The 16,447-nt window shown below is 73.4% G+C and carries 16 protein-coding genes; 3 read left to right on the top strand and 13 right to left on the bottom strand.

Annotated elements, in window-relative coordinates; all coding sequences use genetic code 11:
• Positions 1-55: 55 nt before the first annotated feature.
• The 4 genes from pspAB to ACZ4EF_RS08400 all read right to left on the bottom strand — a co-directional run bounded on the left by pspAB (position 56) and on the right by ACZ4EF_RS08400 (position 3,928).
• Positions 56-607 carry a PspA-associated protein PspAB gene (gene pspAB, locus ACZ4EF_RS08385; protein WP_355346710.1) on the bottom strand — a complete coding sequence of 184 codons (552 nt, stop codon included), beginning with the start codon at positions 605-607 and terminating at the stop codon, positions 56-58.
• The gene (htpX, locus tag ACZ4EF_RS08390; protein WP_355346713.1) at positions 607-1,515 is read right to left on the bottom strand and encodes a zinc metalloprotease HtpX; all 909 of its coding nucleotides are present in this window, start codon (positions 1,513-1,515) and stop codon (positions 607-609) included. Before htpX ends, pspAB begins: the two co-directional genes overlap by 1 nt.
• Before the next feature lie 106 nt (positions 1,516-1,621).
• The gene (locus ACZ4EF_RS08395) at positions 1,622-2,575 is read right to left on the bottom strand and encodes a quinone oxidoreductase family protein (protein WP_391045734.1); all 954 of its coding nucleotides are present in this window, start codon (positions 2,573-2,575) and stop codon (positions 1,622-1,624) included.
• A 192-nt stretch (positions 2,576-2,767) separates the two neighbouring features.
• Positions 2,768-3,928, bottom strand: a complete 1,161-nt coding sequence (locus ACZ4EF_RS08400; protein WP_467503435.1) for a citrate synthase/methylcitrate synthase — start codon at positions 3,926-3,928, stop codon at positions 2,768-2,770.
• A gap of 106 nt (positions 3,929-4,034) precedes the next feature.
• On the opposite strand from ACZ4EF_RS08400, the gene ACZ4EF_RS08405 reads away from it, so the two are divergent.
• Entirely contained in the window at positions 4,035-5,300 is a 1,266-nt protein-coding gene (locus ACZ4EF_RS08405) for a citrate/2-methylcitrate synthase (RefSeq protein WP_467503437.1), read from the top strand.
• Between the two features lie 117 nt (positions 5,301-5,417).
• On the opposite strand, the gene ACZ4EF_RS08410 is transcribed toward ACZ4EF_RS08405, so the two are convergent.
• Positions 5,418-5,645 (bottom strand): hypothetical protein, encoded by a 228-nt coding sequence (locus tag ACZ4EF_RS08410; protein ID WP_355346725.1) that lies wholly within the window; start codon positions 5,643-5,645, stop codon positions 5,418-5,420.
• Positions 5,646-5,782: 137 nt separating this feature from the next.
• On the opposite strand from ACZ4EF_RS08410, the gene trxA reads away from it, so the two are divergent.
• Complete coding sequence (trxA, locus tag ACZ4EF_RS08415) at positions 5,783-6,151, top strand: thioredoxin (RefSeq protein ID WP_355346728.1); 369 nt, start codon at positions 5,783-5,785, stop codon at positions 6,149-6,151.
• 206 nt (positions 6,152-6,357) lie between these two features.
• Positions 6,358-8,055, top strand: coding sequence for a bifunctional 3'-5' exonuclease/DNA polymerase (locus ACZ4EF_RS08420; RefSeq protein ID WP_467503439.1), 1,698 nt, complete (start codon positions 6,358-6,360; stop codon positions 8,053-8,055).
• A gap of 13 nt (positions 8,056-8,068) precedes the next feature.
• On the opposite strand, the gene ACZ4EF_RS08425 is transcribed toward ACZ4EF_RS08420, so the two are convergent.
• From ACZ4EF_RS08425 to ACZ4EF_RS08460, 8 genes are all read right to left on the bottom strand, one after another.
• Positions 8,069-8,350, bottom strand: coding sequence for a hypothetical protein (locus ACZ4EF_RS08425; protein ID WP_467503441.1), 282 nt, complete (start codon positions 8,348-8,350; stop codon positions 8,069-8,071).
• Entirely contained in the window at positions 8,347-8,871 is a 525-nt protein-coding gene (locus ACZ4EF_RS08430) for a hypothetical protein (RefSeq protein ID WP_467503443.1), read from the bottom strand. Before ACZ4EF_RS08430 ends, ACZ4EF_RS08425 begins: the two co-directional genes overlap by 4 nt.
• Before the next feature lie 127 nt (positions 8,872-8,998).
• Positions 8,999-10,504: a sensor histidine kinase gene (locus ACZ4EF_RS08435; RefSeq protein ID WP_467503445.1), complete on the bottom strand. Its 1,506-nt coding sequence runs from the start codon at positions 10,502-10,504 to the stop codon at positions 8,999-9,001.
• On the bottom strand, positions 10,501-11,205 hold the full coding sequence (locus ACZ4EF_RS08440) for a response regulator transcription factor (RefSeq protein WP_467503687.1): 705 nt from the start codon (positions 11,203-11,205) through the stop codon (positions 10,501-10,503). The genes ACZ4EF_RS08435 and ACZ4EF_RS08440 overlap by 4 nt, the downstream gene beginning before the upstream one ends.
• A 234-nt stretch (positions 11,206-11,439) precedes the next feature.
• Positions 11,440-12,828 (bottom strand): ricin-type beta-trefoil lectin domain protein, encoded by a 1,389-nt coding sequence (locus ACZ4EF_RS08445; protein ID WP_355346743.1) that lies wholly within the window; start codon positions 12,826-12,828, stop codon positions 11,440-11,442.
• 17 nt (positions 12,829-12,845) lie between these two features.
• Positions 12,846-14,129 carry an RICIN domain-containing protein gene (locus tag ACZ4EF_RS08450; protein ID WP_467503447.1) on the bottom strand — a complete coding sequence of 428 codons (1,284 nt, stop codon included), beginning with the start codon at positions 14,127-14,129 and terminating at the stop codon, positions 12,846-12,848.
• A gap of 163 nt (positions 14,130-14,292) precedes the next feature.
• A complete protein-coding gene (locus tag ACZ4EF_RS08455; RefSeq protein WP_467503449.1) occupies positions 14,293-15,270 on the bottom strand; it encodes a lysylphosphatidylglycerol synthase domain-containing protein in 978 nt (325 codons plus the stop codon).
• 467 nt (positions 15,271-15,737) lie between these two features.
• Positions 15,738-16,445 (bottom strand): SWIM zinc finger family protein, encoded by a 708-nt coding sequence (locus ACZ4EF_RS08460; protein WP_467503451.1) that lies wholly within the window; start codon positions 16,443-16,445, stop codon positions 15,738-15,740.
• Between the last annotated feature and the right edge of the window lie 2 nt (positions 16,446-16,447).

Raw genomic sequence — 16,447 nt, forward strand, 5'->3', positions numbered from 1 at the left:
TTCGATTAGCACCCAGCGTAGGGCGGGCGCGCCGCAAACAGGGCGTACGGAGCGGTCACAGGCCCGGCGCGCCCCAGACGGGGAACCAGCGCGACAGGTCGTCCTCCAGCCGGAGGTCATTGGTGACCAGGGCTCTGACCTGGAGTTCCAGCGCGTTGTCCCGCTTCTCGCCGGGCAGCGGGGCGAAGGGGTAGAAGGAGCCGCGCTTGTAGAGGTAGACCAGCGCCACCGAGCGGCCCGCGGGGTCCTTGAAACCGAGCAGCGAGCAGAGCAGTTGCGGGCCGAAGCCGCGTTCCTCCAGGGCGGAGTTGATCGCGTGCAGATCGGTGACGAGGTCGGTCATCTCGGCGGGGTCCTTGCGGGCCAGCAGCCAGGTGTAGCCGTACGAGTCCTGGCTGGCCTCCGCGCCGACCAGGGCCCGCAGGTCCTGCTGGATCTCGGCGAAGGCGCCGCCCTCGACGGCCGCGAAGCAGACCGAGCCGAGGCCGGTGGGCCGCAGCTCGCTCGCCGCTTCGAGGGTGATGGCGGCCGAGGTGAGGCCGAAGAGCTGATCGAGGTCGGGCTTGACCGGCTTGCTGCGGCCGAGGATGACGTCCAGCAGACCCATCAGTGGCGGTCCAGTTCGAGAGTGATGCGGCTGAGCTGCTCCAGCCGCTGCTCAAGGGAGGGGTGGGTGGACAGCAGCTTCGAGAAGGCGGAGCCTCCGCCCTTCGCGCTCAGCGCGGGCGCGAAGTAGAAGGCGTTGAAGGGCTCCGCCTTGCGGAGGTCCTTGGTGGGGATCGCGCCGATCTGCCCGGTGACCTTGGTCAGTGCGGAGGCCAGCGAGGAGGGGCGGCCGGTGAGCAGCGCGGCGCTGCGGTCGGCGGACAGCTCGCGGTAGCGCGACAGCATCCGGGTGAGCAGGAAGCTGATGGCGTAGACGACCGCGCTGACCAGCGGGATCGCCACGGCGAGCACGGCGGTGCCGGGGTCGCGCGCCCGGCGGAAGCCGCCGTAGAGGCCGATCCGGGTGATGACACCGGCGAGGATGCCGAGGAAGGAGGCGATCGTCATGACCGCGACGTCCTTGTGGGCGACGTGGGACAACTCGTGGGCGATGACGCCCTCCAGCTCGTCCGGCTCCAGGCGGCGCAGCAGCCCGGTCGTGGCGCACACCGTGGTGTTCTTCTTGTTGCGACCGGTGGCGAACGCGTTCGGCACGTCGGAATCGGCGATGGCGACCTTGGGCTTGGGCATGTCGGCGAGCGCGCAGATGCGGTCCACGACGCCGTGCAGCTCCGGCGCCTGTTCGGGCGTGACCTCCTTGGCGCCCATGCTGAAGGCGGCGATGCGGTCGCTGAACCAGAACTGCGCGATGAAGAGAACTCCGGCGATCACGAGGATCAGCGGCCAGGATCCGCGCAGCAGCGCCAGCAGCGCGCCGACGAAGACGACATAGAGCAGACCGATCAGGAACATCGTGACCACCATGCGCGTGGTCAGCCCCCGGTCGGGCGCGAAGCGGTTGCGGTCCATGGCCCCTCCCGAGACATGCGGGGCGCGGACCACTGGCGGCGGTCCGTCGTACCTCGTTGTCGAGTGTGCACCTGTTCAACGACTACGACGAGCCCGTCGGTTCCGCTCAGGCCCTCACATCGAGCACCAATTTGCCGAAGGTTTGCCGGGCCCGCAGCTCCTCATGGGCCCTGACCGCCTCGGACAGCGGATAGACCCCGCCGAGCCGGGGCACGAGGCGGCCCGCCGCGGTCATTTCCAGCAGCTCGGCCATCGGCTCGCGGTACATCCCCGGACGGCCGAGGCAGTGCGTCAGCCAGAAGCCGACGACCGCGCGGGAGCGGGCCATGAGCTGTGCGGCCTGGACCGGTGTCGGGGGCGTCCTGGAGGCCAGACCGTACGTGACGAGGCGGCCGAACGGCGCGAGCGCGGCGAGCGAGGCGTCGAAGACCGGGCCCCCGGTCATCTCCAGCACGATGTCGACCTTCTTGCCGCCGTTCGCCTCGACGAGACGGTCCTTCAGGTTCTCGGGGCCGGAGTCGACGGCGACGTCGGCGCCGAGTTCAAGCGCGAGGTCCCGCTTGTCCTCGGACGAGGCGGTGGCGATCACCCGGCCCGCGCCGAAGGTCTTGGCGAGCTGGACGGCGAGCGAGCCCGTACCGCCGGCCGCCGCGTGCACCACGACGCTCTCGCCCTCGGCCAGGCGTCCGGAGGTGCGCAGCAGGTGCCAGGCGGTGAGGCCCTGGACGACCAGGGCGAGCGCCTGCCCGTCGGTGACCTCGTCGGGCACGTCGTGGGCCAGGTACTCCTGGACGACGGCCTTCTGGGCGTAGCCGCCGTTGTCGGTGAGGGCGACGACCCGGCGGCCCTCCGCGGTGCGGCCGACCACCTCGGCGCCGGGGACCATCGGCAGCGTGGAGCGCGAGAGGTAGGAGTCCTCGACGGTGTGCGTGTCGGCGTAGTTGATCCCGGCGGAGTCGACGTCCACGAGGAGCTGGCCCGGGCCTGCCACGGGGTCGGGCAGCTCGGTCTCCCGCAGCACCTCGGGACCGCCGAATTCGGTGATCTGGATCGCGCGCACGTCGGCTCCTCAGCGTGGTGGGGCGCACCCTGCGGGTGCTTTCCTGGCGTCCGCCGGTGTGTCCCGGTGTCCGCTCCACCGATATTACCGACTGGTTGGTATGTCGCACACCGCTTGGGCACACCGCTTGGGCACGCCGCAACGCGTTCCGTCGCGCACTGCACCACGGCCCCGGCGCCCCCGCCGGTCCGCTCAGGCGGCGGGCACCGGCACGGGCGGCGGCGGGCCGACGTACCGCGCGGACGGCCGGATGATCTTGCTGTCCTCGGCCTGCTCCAGGATGTTGGCGCTCCAGCCGACGACGCGGGCGGCGGCGAAGGTGGGTGTGAACATCTCGCGCGGCAGCCCGCAGAGCTCCATCACGACGCCCGCGAAGAACTCGACGTTGATGTGCAGCTCGCGGCCGGGCTTCAGCTCGGCGAGCAGCGCCTCCGCGCGGGCCTCCACCTGCACCGCGAAGTCCACCAGGTCGCCGCCGAAGCTCTGCGCGATGCCCTTGAGCATCCGCGAGCGCGGGTCCTCGGTGCGGTACACGGGGTGGCCGAAGCCCATGATCCGCTCGCCCGCCCCGATGTGCTCCCGCAGCCAGCCGTCGATCCGGTCGGGCGTGCCGATCGCGTCGAGTGTGTCGAGCGCGCGGCTGGGCGCGCCGCCGTGCAGCGGCCCGGACAGCGCGCCGATCGCGCCCACCAGACACGCGGCCAGGTCCGCCCCCGTCGAGGCGATCACGCGGGCGGTGAACGTCGAGGCGTTGAAGCCGTGGTCGACGGTCGAGATCAGATAGCGCTCGACGGCTCGGGCGCGTACCGGCTCCGGCTCCTCGCCGGTCAGCATGTAGAGGTAATTCGCCGCGCACGGCAGGTCGTCGCGCGGCTCGACCGGCTCCAGGCCCTGGGCGAGCCGGTGCAGCGCGGTGAGCAGGGTGGGCACCACCGCGCAGGCGGCCAGCGCGTCGGCGCGGCGGCGGTCGGGCGTGAGGTCGTACAGCGGGCGGAATCCGGCCGAGGCGCCGGTCAGCGACAGTGCGGTGCGCAGCCCCGCGAGCGGTCCCGACAGCGCGCTGGCGCGGGCGATGGCCGGGAGCGCGTCCGCCACGTCGGCGGGCAGGTGCCGCAGGGCGGCGGTCCGCGCGGTGAACGCGGCACGCTCGGCCGCGTCGGGCAGCGCGCCGTGGAACATCAGGTGCCAGACGTCCTCGAAGCCGCGGCTCTCGGCCAGCTCCACGGCGGAGAACTCGCGGTAGTGGTAGAAGCCTTCGAGCCCGCGGACGTCGCCGATGGATGTGTCGGTGACGATCACGCCCTTGAGACCGCGGGGTACGTCGATCGGGGCGTTCTGCTCGGTGGTCGGCATCGTGTCCTCCTTGGGTATTGACTCGACTCTCCATGATTGATTTAAACTCTGTCAATGTTGATTGAATCAATGTGAATGAGCTGAGCACTATGGATACGGTGAGCCCATGACGGATCAACCGGCGGACCGGATCAGCACCCGGGAGGCCGCCCGGCGGCTCGGCGTGAAGCCGGAGACGCTGTACGCGTATGTCAGCCGCGGCCTGCTCGCCAGCCGACGGGCCGAGGGTGGCAGGGGCAGCACCTTCGACCCGGACGAGGTCGAGGCCCTGGCCCGGCGCGCACGGCCCGCGGCGGCCGGTGCCGACGGACCCTCGGACAGCGGGGGCGGCGGGGGCGGAAACAGTGCCTGGGTCCGTATCCGTACCGGCGTCACTTTGATCGAGGACGACGGCCTCTACTTCCGCGGGGTCGACGCGACCGGGCTGGCCACGGCGTACGGCTTCGAGGAGGTCGCCGAGTGGCTGTGGACCGGGGTGCTGCGGCGCGGGGTCCGCTTCACCGCGCCCGAGCCGCTGTTGAAGGCGGCCCGCAGCGCGGGCGACGCGCTGCCCGCGGGCTGCGGTCCGATGGACCGGTTGCGGGTCGCGGTCATCGCGGCGGCCACCGCGGATCCGCTGCGCTTCGATCTGTCGGAGGAGGCCGTGCTGGGCACGGCGCGCAGCCTGATCCCGACCCTGGTCGGCGCGCTGCCGCCGCTCGGCCGGCCGCATTCGGGAGAGGGCGGGCTGGCCTGGCGGCTGTGGTCGCGGCTGACCGAGCGGCCCGCCGACGAGGCGTCGCTGCGGGTGCTGGACGCGGCGCTCGCGCTGCTCGTCGACCACGACCTGGCCGCCTCGACGCTGGCCGCGCGGGTCGCCGCCTCGGCCCGCGCGCACCCCTACGCCGTGGTGTCCGCCGGACTCGGCGCGCTGGACGGGCCGCTGCACGGACAGGCCAGCGCCCTGGCCCACCGGACGCTCGCCGAGGTGCTGGAGCGCGGCGGCGCGGGTCCCGTCGTCGCCGAGCAACTGCGCGCCGGTCAGCGGATCCCCGGCCTCGGGCACCGCCTCTACCAGGGCGAGGACCCGCGCGCCCGGCTGCTCTTCCACCTGCTCGGGCAGGTGCCCGCCGCCTCCGACGCCCTGGCCGCGGCCCGCGACCTGGCGGCGACGGCCGCTCGCCACACCCCGCTGCACCCCAACGTCGACCTGGCCCTCGCGGTGCTCTCGGTCTCCGCCGCGATGCCCGCGGAGGCGGGCGAGACGGTCTTCTCCGTGGCGCGCACGGCGGGCTGGATCGCGCACGCCCTGGAGGAGTACCAGGAGCGCCCGCTGCGGATGCGCCCCAGCGGCACCTACCAGGGACCACCGCCGCCCCAGCCGCTGCCGTGACGGCGCGCGGTCGCCTCCCACGGGCGGATGACCGCCGACGCTGCCCTCAGCGGAGACCCGGGCCTCGGCCGGAGCCTGGGCCGGAGCCGGAGTCCGGGCCGGGGCCGGGAACCGTCGTCAGACGCCGGTCAGACGGGGGATGCGGCCGACCAGTTCGGCCCACTCCGTGTCCTTCTGGCCCGGCACCATGCGGCCCGCGGACCGCCACTGGTCGGCGAGTTCCGCGAAGACCGGTGCCTCCGTGCTCTGCAGAACCGTTCCGGCACGGGAATAGCGCCATGGCTGGTGACCGTCGCCCGCGCCGTCGGCGCCGTCGTCCTGCGGAATCCACTGCGTTGCTGCCATAGCCCGACCAACGACTCCGACGGGTCGGACGCCACTGCACACCCCGCCCGCACCACTCGTATGAGTGAACTCTCCGGGGTCCGCGGCACCCGCGGCGACGGCAGGAATTTCCGGCGGGCGCCGCCCGTTGTGGGGGCATGAGCACTGTGGAGCTGACCAAGGAGAATTTCGACGAGGTCGTGTCGTCGCACGATTTCGTCCTCATCGACTTCTGGGCCGCCTGGTGCGGGCCGTGCCGGATGTTCGCACCGGTCTACGACAAGTCGTCCGAGAAGCACCAGGACCTGGTCTTCGCGAAGGTCGACACGGAGGCGCAGCCCGAGCTGGCCGCGGCCTTCCAGATCCAGTCGATCCCGACCCTGATGATCGTCCGTGACAAGGTCGCGGTCTTCGCGCAGCCGGGAGCGCTGCCCGAGCCCGCCCTGGAGGACGTCATCGCGCAGGCCCGCGCCCTCGACATGGACGAGGTGCGCAAGTCGGTCGAGGAGGCCCAGCAGAGCTCCTGACGGGCCCGCCCGCCACCGACGCGACAGCGAGGGACATCCGGGGCCGCGCCCCCGGCCCGCGGCGAGCAGGATTCGCCGCCGGGCCGGAGCGCGGCCCTTGCGCTGCCGTGTCGTCGGCCCGCCGGGGTAACGCGGCCGGGCCCGTGCGCGACACCGTCCGCGGGCCCGCCCTCCAGGGCATTGTCAGTGGTCGCGTCTAGGCTCCGATGGTGGGTACAGCCATCGCCGCCGTCGCGCGGATCGCCGCCGTGCCCGACCCGGTGGGGTCGGGCGGGCGGCTGTGCGCGCTCGGGGAGGACGGGACGGCGGTCGGGAAGGTCGATGTCGTACGGGACCTGGCCGCTGAGGTCGCGCGGCGGGAGGCCGAGCAGGCACCGCGCTGGGTCTGGGCGGCGACCGACGAGGTGTATCCGTGGCTGCTCGACCGGGGGTCGGTGCGCACCGCGCGCTGCCATGACGTGAAGCTCGTCGAGTCGCTGCTGCTCGGGCAGGAGGGCAGGCACCGCAGGCCCCGGTCTCTGGGGGCGGCGTGGGCGCGGCTGCACGGGCTGCCCGAGCCCGAGGACGCCCCGGAGCCCGGCGCGGACGACCAGCCGGTGCTGTTCGCCGCCGACCGGCGTCATCTCCCGCGGGATCTCGACCCGTTGGCCGCGCTGGTCGAGGTGCACGCGGCGCAGCAGCGGCGGATCGCCGCGAGCGAGCACCCCGACCGGATCCGGCTGCTGTGCGCGGCGGAGTCCGCGGGCGCGCTCGCCGCGGTCGAGATGGGCCGGGACGGGCTGCCGTGGAGCGCCGAGGTGCACGACGAACTGCTGACCGGGCTGCTCGGCCCGCGCCCCGCGGGTGGCGCACGGCCCGCGCTGCTGGGCGAGTTGGCCGCCCGTATCCAGGACGCGCTCGGACGTCCGGTCAACCCCGACTCCCCCGCCCAGATGCTGCCCGCCTTCGCCCGCGTCGGCGTGCATCTGACGTCGACCCGCTCGCACGAGCTGCGCGAGGTCGGGCATCCGGCGGCCGGGCTGCTGCTGCGCTACAAGGAACTGTCCCGGATTCACGCCGCGCACGGCTGGGCCTGGCGCGAGAGCTGGGTGCGCGACGGCCGCTTCCGCGCCGAATACGTGGTGGGCGGCGTGGTGTCGGGCCGGTGGGCGACGCGTGGCGGCGGCGCCCTTCAGATCCCGCGGCTGCTGCGCTCCGCCGTCGTCGCCGACCCCGGGCACCGACTGGTGGTCGCCGACGCCGGGCAGCTGGAGCCGCGGGTGCTGGCCGCGATGTCCGGTGACGCCGGGCTCGCGGCGGCTGCCGCGGAGGGCGATCTGTACGCGGCGCTGGCGCGGAACGCCTTCGGCGGCGACCGGCCGCGCGCCAAGATCGCGCTGCTCGCCGCGATGTACGGGCAGACCAGCGGCGAGGCGGGTCAGCTTCTCGCGGTGATGCGCCGCCGTTTCCCCGCCGCCCTCGCCCTGGTGGAGGCCGCGGCCAGGACGGGCGAGGCGGGCGGGATCGTACGGTCGCGGCTGGGCCGTACGTCGCCCGCACCGTCCGCCGACCGGTTCCTCGACGAGAGCGCCGACCCCGGCGACGGCGCGTCCCCCGACCGCCGCGCGGCCCGGTCCTGGGGCCGCTTCACGCGCAATTTCCTCATCCAGGCCAGCGCCTCCGACTGGGCCTTGGCCATGCTGGCCTCGCTGCGCCGTCGGCTGACCACGATCGGGCCGGAGCCCCAACTGGTCTTCTTCCAGCACGACGAGGTGATCGTGCACGCCCCGACCGAGCTCGCGCCCGCCGTCGAGGCGGCGGTGACGGCGGCCGGTGACGAGGCCCGCCGCCTGGTCTTCGGCTCCGCCCCGGTGCCGTTCCCGCTGGAGACGCACGCGGTGGCGTGCTACGCGGACGCCAAGTAGCCCGGCGGCAGGGTCACTTGTCGGCCGCCGCGTCGGATTCCGCCGTCGCGGCGGCGGAATCCGCGTCGTCCACCAGCTTGCGCATACGGGCGAGTTCGGAGTCCGAGGGCGCGGAGGAGTGGCTGCCCGCGGATGCGCCCGCCGACACGGCGGCCGAGGTGTCCGCCGACGACGCCGGTGCGGACGTACGGCCGGAGTGTCCGCAGCCGGTCACCAGCGCCCCGGCGATCGCGCAGGCGGCCAGCACGGCACCGGCCCGCGTACGGCCGCCCTTTCGCGAAGCGGCGCCGCTCACTTCGTGGCGCCCTTCGCCGTGAAGTCCTGTGTCCCGCACCAGGTGCGGACGGCGTCCAGGTCCGTGCTGCGCCGGTTGAGGGTCGGCACCAGCGACTTGCGGAAGGTCAGCTTGTCCTTGAGATACGTGGCCACCGCCGTGTCACCGGCCGTGTTCGCGTTGTCGACCCGCTTCTGGAGCCGGGCGACGGAACCGCGTTCCGTGGCAGGGCCGTTGAGCCGGGCGAGCGCGCGGTCGATACGGGCGTCGATCTTCGGCACCCGCTTGCACAGGGCGCGGGCGCCGTCCCCGGTCGGGGCCTTGTGGACCTTCGGTGTCCTGGACCCGGCGGACGGGTCAGTCGACGGTGCGGCGGACGGGTCCGTCGACGGTGCGGCGGACGGGTCGGCCGCCGGTGCCGAGGACGGGTCGGCAGACGGTGCGGCCGACGGGCTCGTGGCGTCCGCGACGGCGGTGCCGGCCGCGGCGAGCAGGGCGGCGAGCGCGGCGGCTGTCGCCACGGCGGTGCGAGTGGGGCGCATGGGTTCCTCCCTGAGGGTTTCGGCACCGGTCGCGGTGCCCGTCAGAGCCGGAGGTTAGGAACCGTCTTTGTGGAAACCTTGTGACCGCGCGACAGGCCCGCGACGACCGGCCGGACCGCGACTAGACCTACGGCCGCTCCCCCGTCGACGCGCCCGCCAGCCAGTCCCGGCCGCCGGGCAGCGGGCGCTCCGACGCGCCGAGCGGCAGCACCACGGTGAAGCGCGCGCCGGGACCGCCCGGCCGGTCGCCGACGGTGATCCGCCCGCCGTGCAGGGCGATCTGCTGCCCGACCAGGGCGAGGCCGAGCCCGGAGCCAGGGCTGTCGGGGCGGCGGCGGAAGCGCTGGAAGATCTCCCGCCGGGCGGCGGGCGGCACTCCGGGCCCGTGGTCGTCCACGGTCAGTACGACAGAGGGGCCCGCCGGGTCGGCCCCCGGTGCGAGCGTCACCTCGATCAGCGCCCCGCCTCCGCTCCCCGTACCGCCGCCGCGCCCGTCCCCGTCCCGACTCGCGCCGTGCACCGCCGCGTTGACCAGCAGATTGTCGACCGCCGAGCGCAGCCCCTGCGGCCAGCCGTACACGCGCAGGCCCGGCCGCGCGGTCAACTCCACGCGTACGTCGGGACGTTCGCGCCGCAGGTCGGCCACGGCGGCGTCCAGCACGTCGGCGAGGTCGACCGGCACGAAGGCGTCGGCCTCGACCAGGTCGCCCTGGGCGAGGGCGCGCAGCATCACCAACAGGCCGAGCAGCCTGGTGTGTTCGCCGCGCAGGTCGGCGATGATCTCGGCGCGTTCCGCGGGATCGGGCTCGGGGCGGCCGTCCAGGACGTCGAGGTTGATGCGCATGCTCATCAGGGGGTTGCGCAATTCGTGGGAGGCGGCGGCGGAGAAGGAACGCGCGGTGGCCAGCGCCTCGGCCGTACGGGCGGCCTGTTCGTCGTAGCGCGCGAGGACGGTCTGGAGCGTGCGGGCGAGTTCGTCGACCTCGGTGACGCGGGTCGGCGTGTGGTCGAGGCGGGCGGCGCTGGTGCGCGGGTCGATGCCCCCGGCGCGGCGCTGGAGCCGCCGCAGCGGGAGCGCCGCGCGGGTGACGGCGAGCCAGGCGGCGGCGCCCGCGACCGGCGCGGTGAGCAGCGCGACGGTGACGATCCTGCGGCGCACCCGGCTGATCTGCTCCTGGCCCGCGGTGTCCGGCGAGAACAGCCACAGGGTGCCGGTCGCGGCGGGTCGCACGACGGACAGCGGTACGGCGAGCACCCGCCAACTGCTGCCGTCCGCACGGAAGGTGACGGGCCGTACGGCGTCCGCCGCGGCGGGCAGCGGCCGGCCGTCGGCGGGCTGCGGGCCTTCGGTGACGGTGCCCTCGGTGCCGGTCACGCGGATGCCGACGTCGAGCGCGGCGGCGAACAGCTTGCGCTGACGGGCCTGTTCGACCTCGGCCGACCGGTCGTTCGCCATGGCCCGCAGCAGATTGCGGGCGTCGGTGCGGACGGCGGCGGCCCGGTCCCGCAGGTGCGCGTCGGCCTGCGCGTGGACGTCGTGGCCGACCAGCCGGACCATGATCCAGCCGGAGGCGAGGACGAGCAGCGGTACGAGGACGGTGATCGCCAGCGCGATCCGGGTGGACAGCCTCACGACGCGCCGTCCCGTACCCCGGCTCGCCGCTGTTCGCGTCCGTCGGCCCGCAGGACGAATCCCACGCCCCGCACGGTGTGCAGGATGCGGGGCCTGCCGCCCGCCTCCAGCTTCTTGCGCAGATAGCTGACGAAGGTGTCGACGGCGTCGGTGCGGACCTCGAAGTCGTATCCCCAGACCCGGTCGAGGAGTTGGTCGCGGGTGAGCACGAGACCGGCGTTGCGGGCGAGGAACTCCAGGAGTTCGAACTCCCTGCGGGTCAGCTCCAGCGCCCGGCCCTCGCGGGCGGCGGTGCGGGCGGCCGGGTCGAGGACGAGGCCGCAGGCGCGGACCTGGCCGTCGGGGCGCGGCGGCCGGCGGCGCAGCAGGGCGTGCAGCCGCAGGACGAGTTCTTCGAGTGCGAAGGGTTTGACGAGGTAGTCGTCGGCGCCCGCCTGGAGTCCCGCGACCCGGTCGGCGACCTCGTCGAGCGCGGAGAGCACCAGCACCGGCAGGTCGTCGCCGCCGGCCCGCAGGGTCCGGCAGACCTCGATGCCGTCCACGTCGGGCATCGATATGTCCAGGACGAGGATGTCGGGCGGGGTACGGCTCAGCAGGTCGAGCGCGGCGGCGCCGCCGTCGGCCTCGGTGACGGCGAAGCCGCGCAGCCGCAGGGCGCGGCCGAGTGAGCGGCGGATCGCCGCGTCGTCGTCCACGACCATGACGCGGCCGGGACCGGGCCCTGAACCGGGGTCGGGCTCGGAACCGGGGCCGCCGCTCGCCTCCGGGCCGTCCGTGTGCGGCATCGGATCTGTCATCGGAACATGCCTCCGCTCCCCGGCCGTCGCATGGTGCATCGCGGGAACCATGCCTACACGGCCGGGGAGCGGAGAGCCATCGGGGGGTGGCGCCCCCGCCGTCGCGGCGGGGGTGCCACCCGGGTCACTCGGGCGGTGTCACCCGCCGTACTGCGCGAAGGTGCGGGTGAAGTCCCACGCCTGCTGGGAGACGCCGGAGCAGGTGTCGTCGTTCGGGTAGCCGCCGGGGCAGGGCCGGTCCCGGTTGGCGGACCAGAAGGTCAGCCGGGCCAGGTGGTGCTGCTGGGCGTAGGCGAGGATCGTGCGGAAGTCGGCGACGGTGACGGTCTCGCTGTTGTCGGTGATGCCGTTCATCGACGAGATGCCGCTGTGCCGGTACGCCTGGTCGTCGGTGTAGCCGTACGCGTTCTTGAGGGCGTTCTTCAGGCCGTCGGTGGCCTTGGTGGTGAGGTTGCCCATGTTCTGGCCCGCGCCGCCGAAGTCGAACGGCATGATCGTCCAACTGTCGACGGTCAGCCCGGAGGCGGCGGCCTTGTTGATCAGGCCGGTGTCGGGGCCGCTCTGCCCGGTGCCGATGGTGACGTACTCGACGATGCCGGGGTTGTTGGCCTTGATGGTCTTGAGCGCGTCGACCGTGCGCTGCTGGACGGTGCCGTTGCTGTAGGCGCTGGCCTCGATGTCGATGTCGATGGCCTTGAGGCCGTAGGCGTTGATGACCTTCTGGTAGGCGCCCGCGAGCGCGCTCGCGCTGGTGCAGGACTCTTCCAGCTTGTTGCCGCTGTAGCCGCCGAAGGACGGGACGACGTCGCCGCCCGCCGCCCTGATCTTGTTGATGGTGTTCTGGTCGACGCCGCCGGTCAGCGCCCGGCCGCCGTCCCACTGCGGGTTGCAGGTGCCGTTGCTGAGCACGAAGGCGAGCGTGAACCACTTGACGCCGGTCGCGTTCATGATCGTCGTCGGGTCCGGCGGGTTGCCCCAGCCGTTGTAGAGGTACGGCGCGACGGCCTGGACGCCGGTGCCGCCGGACGGCGGCGGGGTGGTCGGCGGGGTGCCGCCGCCGGTGGGCAGCGTCCACTTCTGGTTGGCGGAGCCCGCGCAGTCCCAGATCTGGAGCCGGGTGCCGTTGGCGGAGCTGGGGCCCGTCGCGTCCAGACAGCGGCCTGAACCGGCGTTGACCAGCGTGCCGTTGCTCGACGTCCACTTCTGGGCGTTGGTGCCGTTGCAGTCGTAGAGCTGGATCTGGGTGCCGTTGGCGGTGCCCGCGGCGGTCACGTCCATGCACTTGCCGAGGGCGCGCAGGGTGCCGTCGGAGGAGACGGTCCACGCCTGGGCGGCGCTGCCGTTGCAGTCGTAGAGCTGCACGGCGGCCCCGTTGGCGTTGCTGCCCGAGGCCACGTCGACGCACTTGCCGCCGTAGCCGGTGACGGCGCCGGTGGCGTCGGCGCCGGACGCCTGGCTGATCCCGAGGGCGGTCAGGGCTCCCGCGGCGAGCGCGGCGGTGGCCAGGAGTGTGGTGGTCTTTCGCATCTGCCGGATCCCTCTCATCAGCCGGTCACGGTCCACTTCTGGTTGGCGGTGCCCGCGCAGTCCCAGATCTGGAGCCGGGTGCCGTTGGCGGAGCTGTTGCCGGAGGCGTCCAGGCATCTGTTGGAGGCCGGGTTGACGATGTCGTGGGCGGCGCTCACGGTCCACTTCTGCGCGTTGGTGCCGTTGCAGTCGTAGAGCTGGATCGGGGTGCCGTTCGCGGTCCCGGCCGCGGTGATGTCCATGCACTTGCCGAGGGCGCGGATGGTGCCGTCGGAGCCGACCGTCCAGGACTGCGCGGCCGAGCCGTTGCAGTCGTAGAGCTGCACGGCGGCGCCGTTGGCGCTGCTGCCCGAGGCCACGTCGACGCACTTGCCGCCGAGGCCGGTGATGGCGTGTCCCGTGCCGGTGCCCGGTCCCGAGCTGTCGCTGGTGGTGACGTGCACGTAGTCCACGACGAGCTGCTGCGGGAAAGTGGTGCCGGAGTTGGGGTCGCCGGGCCAGTAGCCGCCGACCGCGAGGTTGAGCAGCAGGTAGAAGGGGTGGTCGAACACCCAGCGGTTGCCGCCGAGGTCGGCGGACGTACGGGTCTGGTAGACGTTGCCGTCCACGGACCACTTGATGGAGTTCGGCGCCCAGTCGATGGCGAAGGTGTGGAAGGCGTCGGAGAAGCTCTGTCCGCCGGGGAGGGTGTATCCGGCGCCGATGCCGGCCGAACCGGAGTAGCCGGGGCCGTGGATGGTGCCGTGCACGCTGCCGGGCTCGAAGCCGACGTTCTCCATGATGTCGATCTCGCCGCTGTTGGGCCAGCCGACCGAGCCGATGTCGTTGCCGAGCATCCAGAAGGCGGGCCACATGCCCTGGCCGCGCGGCAGCTTCATCCGGGTCTCGAAGTGGCCGTACGTCTGGGTGAACTTCTGCGGGGTGGACAGCCGCGCGGAGGTGTACTGGCAGGACCCGTACCAGCACTGGTAGTTGGCCGGATTCTCCTTGCGGGCGGTGATGACGAGGTTGCCCTGGCCGTCGAGCGCCGCGTTGTGGGTACCGCTGGTGTAGTACTGGCGCTCGTGGTTGTTGACGTTGTCACCGGTCTCGTAGCCCCACTTGGAGCTGTCGACCGCGCTTCCCGCGGGGCCGTTGAAGTCGTCGGTGAAGGTGGCGGTGGCCGCCACCGAGGCGGTGGCGAGCCTGCTCGCGGTGGCTTGCGGGGACGCGGTCTGTTGCAGCCAGCCGCACAGCAGCAGTCCTGCGGCGGCCAGCAGCGCGAGGGGGCGTATGCGTCGGGTGGGGGGTGATGCCGACATTGCCGGACTCCTCGGTCGGGTCGTCAGAAAACGGTTTTGGGCATGCTCCTGACAGACAGTGAGGTGCGGGGCACCCTGGGAGACTTCCCTTACGTCTTAGTTCAGGACGTGATTTAAATGGCGGGACTGAGGGGAGTCAAGGCTTCCGGCAAAGGTACGTACCTTAAAGTTCGCGGCGCTTGACGAGCACGGCGAGCACGACCACGCCGGGGATGAGCGGCAGCCAGGTGGTGACCAGGCGATAGCCGAGCACGGCGGAGGTCGCGGCGACCGCGGAGGCCCCGGCCGTGACCAGCGCGAGGGCGAGCGCCGCGTCCAGCGAGCCGAGCCCCGCCGGGGTCGGCAGCCAGCCCGCCGCGGTGCTCGCGAAGAAGTACGCCACCAGGATGCCGCTGACCGGCACCGGGGCGTGGACCGCCTTGACCACGGCGACGACCACCGACGCGTGCATGGCGGGGAAGGCCAGCGAGCCACCCCACAGGCACGCCACGCGCGCCCGGTCGCGGTGCAGGGTCCGTACGTCGTCGGCCACCGACGCCAGGAAGCAGCGGGCCCGGTCGCGCGCGCGGCCCGCGTACCGCGAGGCCACGAACGCCAGCACGACCAGCACCAGCGCGACCGCGCCGATCACCATGGGGTCGGCGGGCAGCACGAATCCGTCGGGGGCCAGCCGGTGCACTTGCAGAGCGTCGGGGAAGAGCGCGAGCAGGACGAGCAGCAGCGTCACCCGGCCGATGGCGGCGGCCGAGGCGCGGACGGCGAGCGCCGCGAGCGACCGTGTCGGCGTCATGCCGTGCCGCACCAGGAAGCGCAGATTGACGGCGTTGCCGCCGACGCCCGCGGGCAGGACGTGGTTGGCCGCCGAGGCCGCGAACTGCGCGGCCAGCAGCCGGCCGGGCGGCAGCGACATGACGACCGCGCCCTGCTGGGCGACGGCCGAGCAGACCCACGTCATGCACGCGGCGAAGACCGCGACGGTCATCCACTCGGCGTCCGCCTGGCCCAGCCGCCCGGCGCTGTCGCCGATCATCGGCCACTTGCTGACGGCGAGCGCCGCGACCGCGGCCACCGGCAGCAGCATGGCGGCGGACCGCACCGAATTGCGCTGCCAGAGCGCACCCTCGTCACGGGCGATGGACACGGTGACTCCTCGTCGCATGCGGTACGACGGCCGGGGCCGCCGGGGGACGGTGCGCGTAGCAGTGCGGGAAGTGGGACGGTTTGTCCAGACTAGGTGCCTTCCGGGGCGGCGTCGTACCGGCACAGGGCCACCCGGGTCAATCGTCGGACCCGCGCGCCGCGACGGCGAGGGTCCGTCAAGGGCCCCTTGTCCCGGCTGCCTTGGGGGTCCGGCCACGCCTGGAGTCTGCCCGCGTACGGTGAACGGCGCGCAGACCGTGACTGTCGCCATGTCCCCGGTCGGGTGACTCTCCACCGCCGCGGGATTAGCTCCGGAGAGTGCCGCGCATGGGCGCGGCGGACGGCGCGGAAGCCGAGGTCACCGGCGGGTTCCCGCCATGGCGCCGCGGCGGTCGTCGGACCGGTCGCCGGGGCGCGCGCTCAGCGGGTCGGCTCCGACCGGCCACCGGAGCGCCCACCGGGGCGCGGTCACCAGGTCAGGAACGCCTCGTAGGCGGGCGCGAGGGTGTCGGTGAGGGTCCGGCCGCGGACGCTGACCGCCGGACGGCCCAGTTCGGCGACGGCCGGTGCCGGGGCGGCGGCGCGGCGGTCGGGGAGGTCGCCGCAGTCCCAGAAGCCGCCGTCGGGGGCCGGGCCGTCGTCCGGGGCCGGGTCGTCGTCGAGGGGTACGGGCGGCGGGCCGTTGCGTACGGCGTCCAGGACGGCGCGGCGGTCCCGGCCGCGCCAGGTGGTGAGCAGGAACGGTTCGTCGTCGATGGCGGCGCCGAGCGCGGCGAGTACGGCGGTGAGGTGGGCGCAGGGCAGCGCCCAGTCCGGGCAGTCGCACTCCAGGACCGGCTCGCCGTCCCCGGCCGGGAGCAGCGGCAGCCCGGCCCTGGCGAAGAGGGCGTCGGCGTCCGGCGGCAGCTCGCCGTCCAGGAGTTGCTCACGCGCGTCGGAGTCGGCGACGAGGGCCCGCTCGGCCCGTCGCCACTCGGCGTCGGTCAGCACCGGCAGTTCGATCCGTACCGTCCACGGCGTCGGCGCGCCGTCCCGTACCCGGGCGGTGACCAGCCCCGGCTCCACCGCGAGTCCGGTGACGCGCCCCGACGCCGGGCCGCGCGCGTACCCGAGCCCCGCGAGCCGGGCGTCCAGCCGTGCGGCCCACGTACGGCCGCCGCTTCCCGCCCCGGTCATCC

This window comes from Streptomyces sp. NPDC025721 (genome assembly GCF_055558595.1).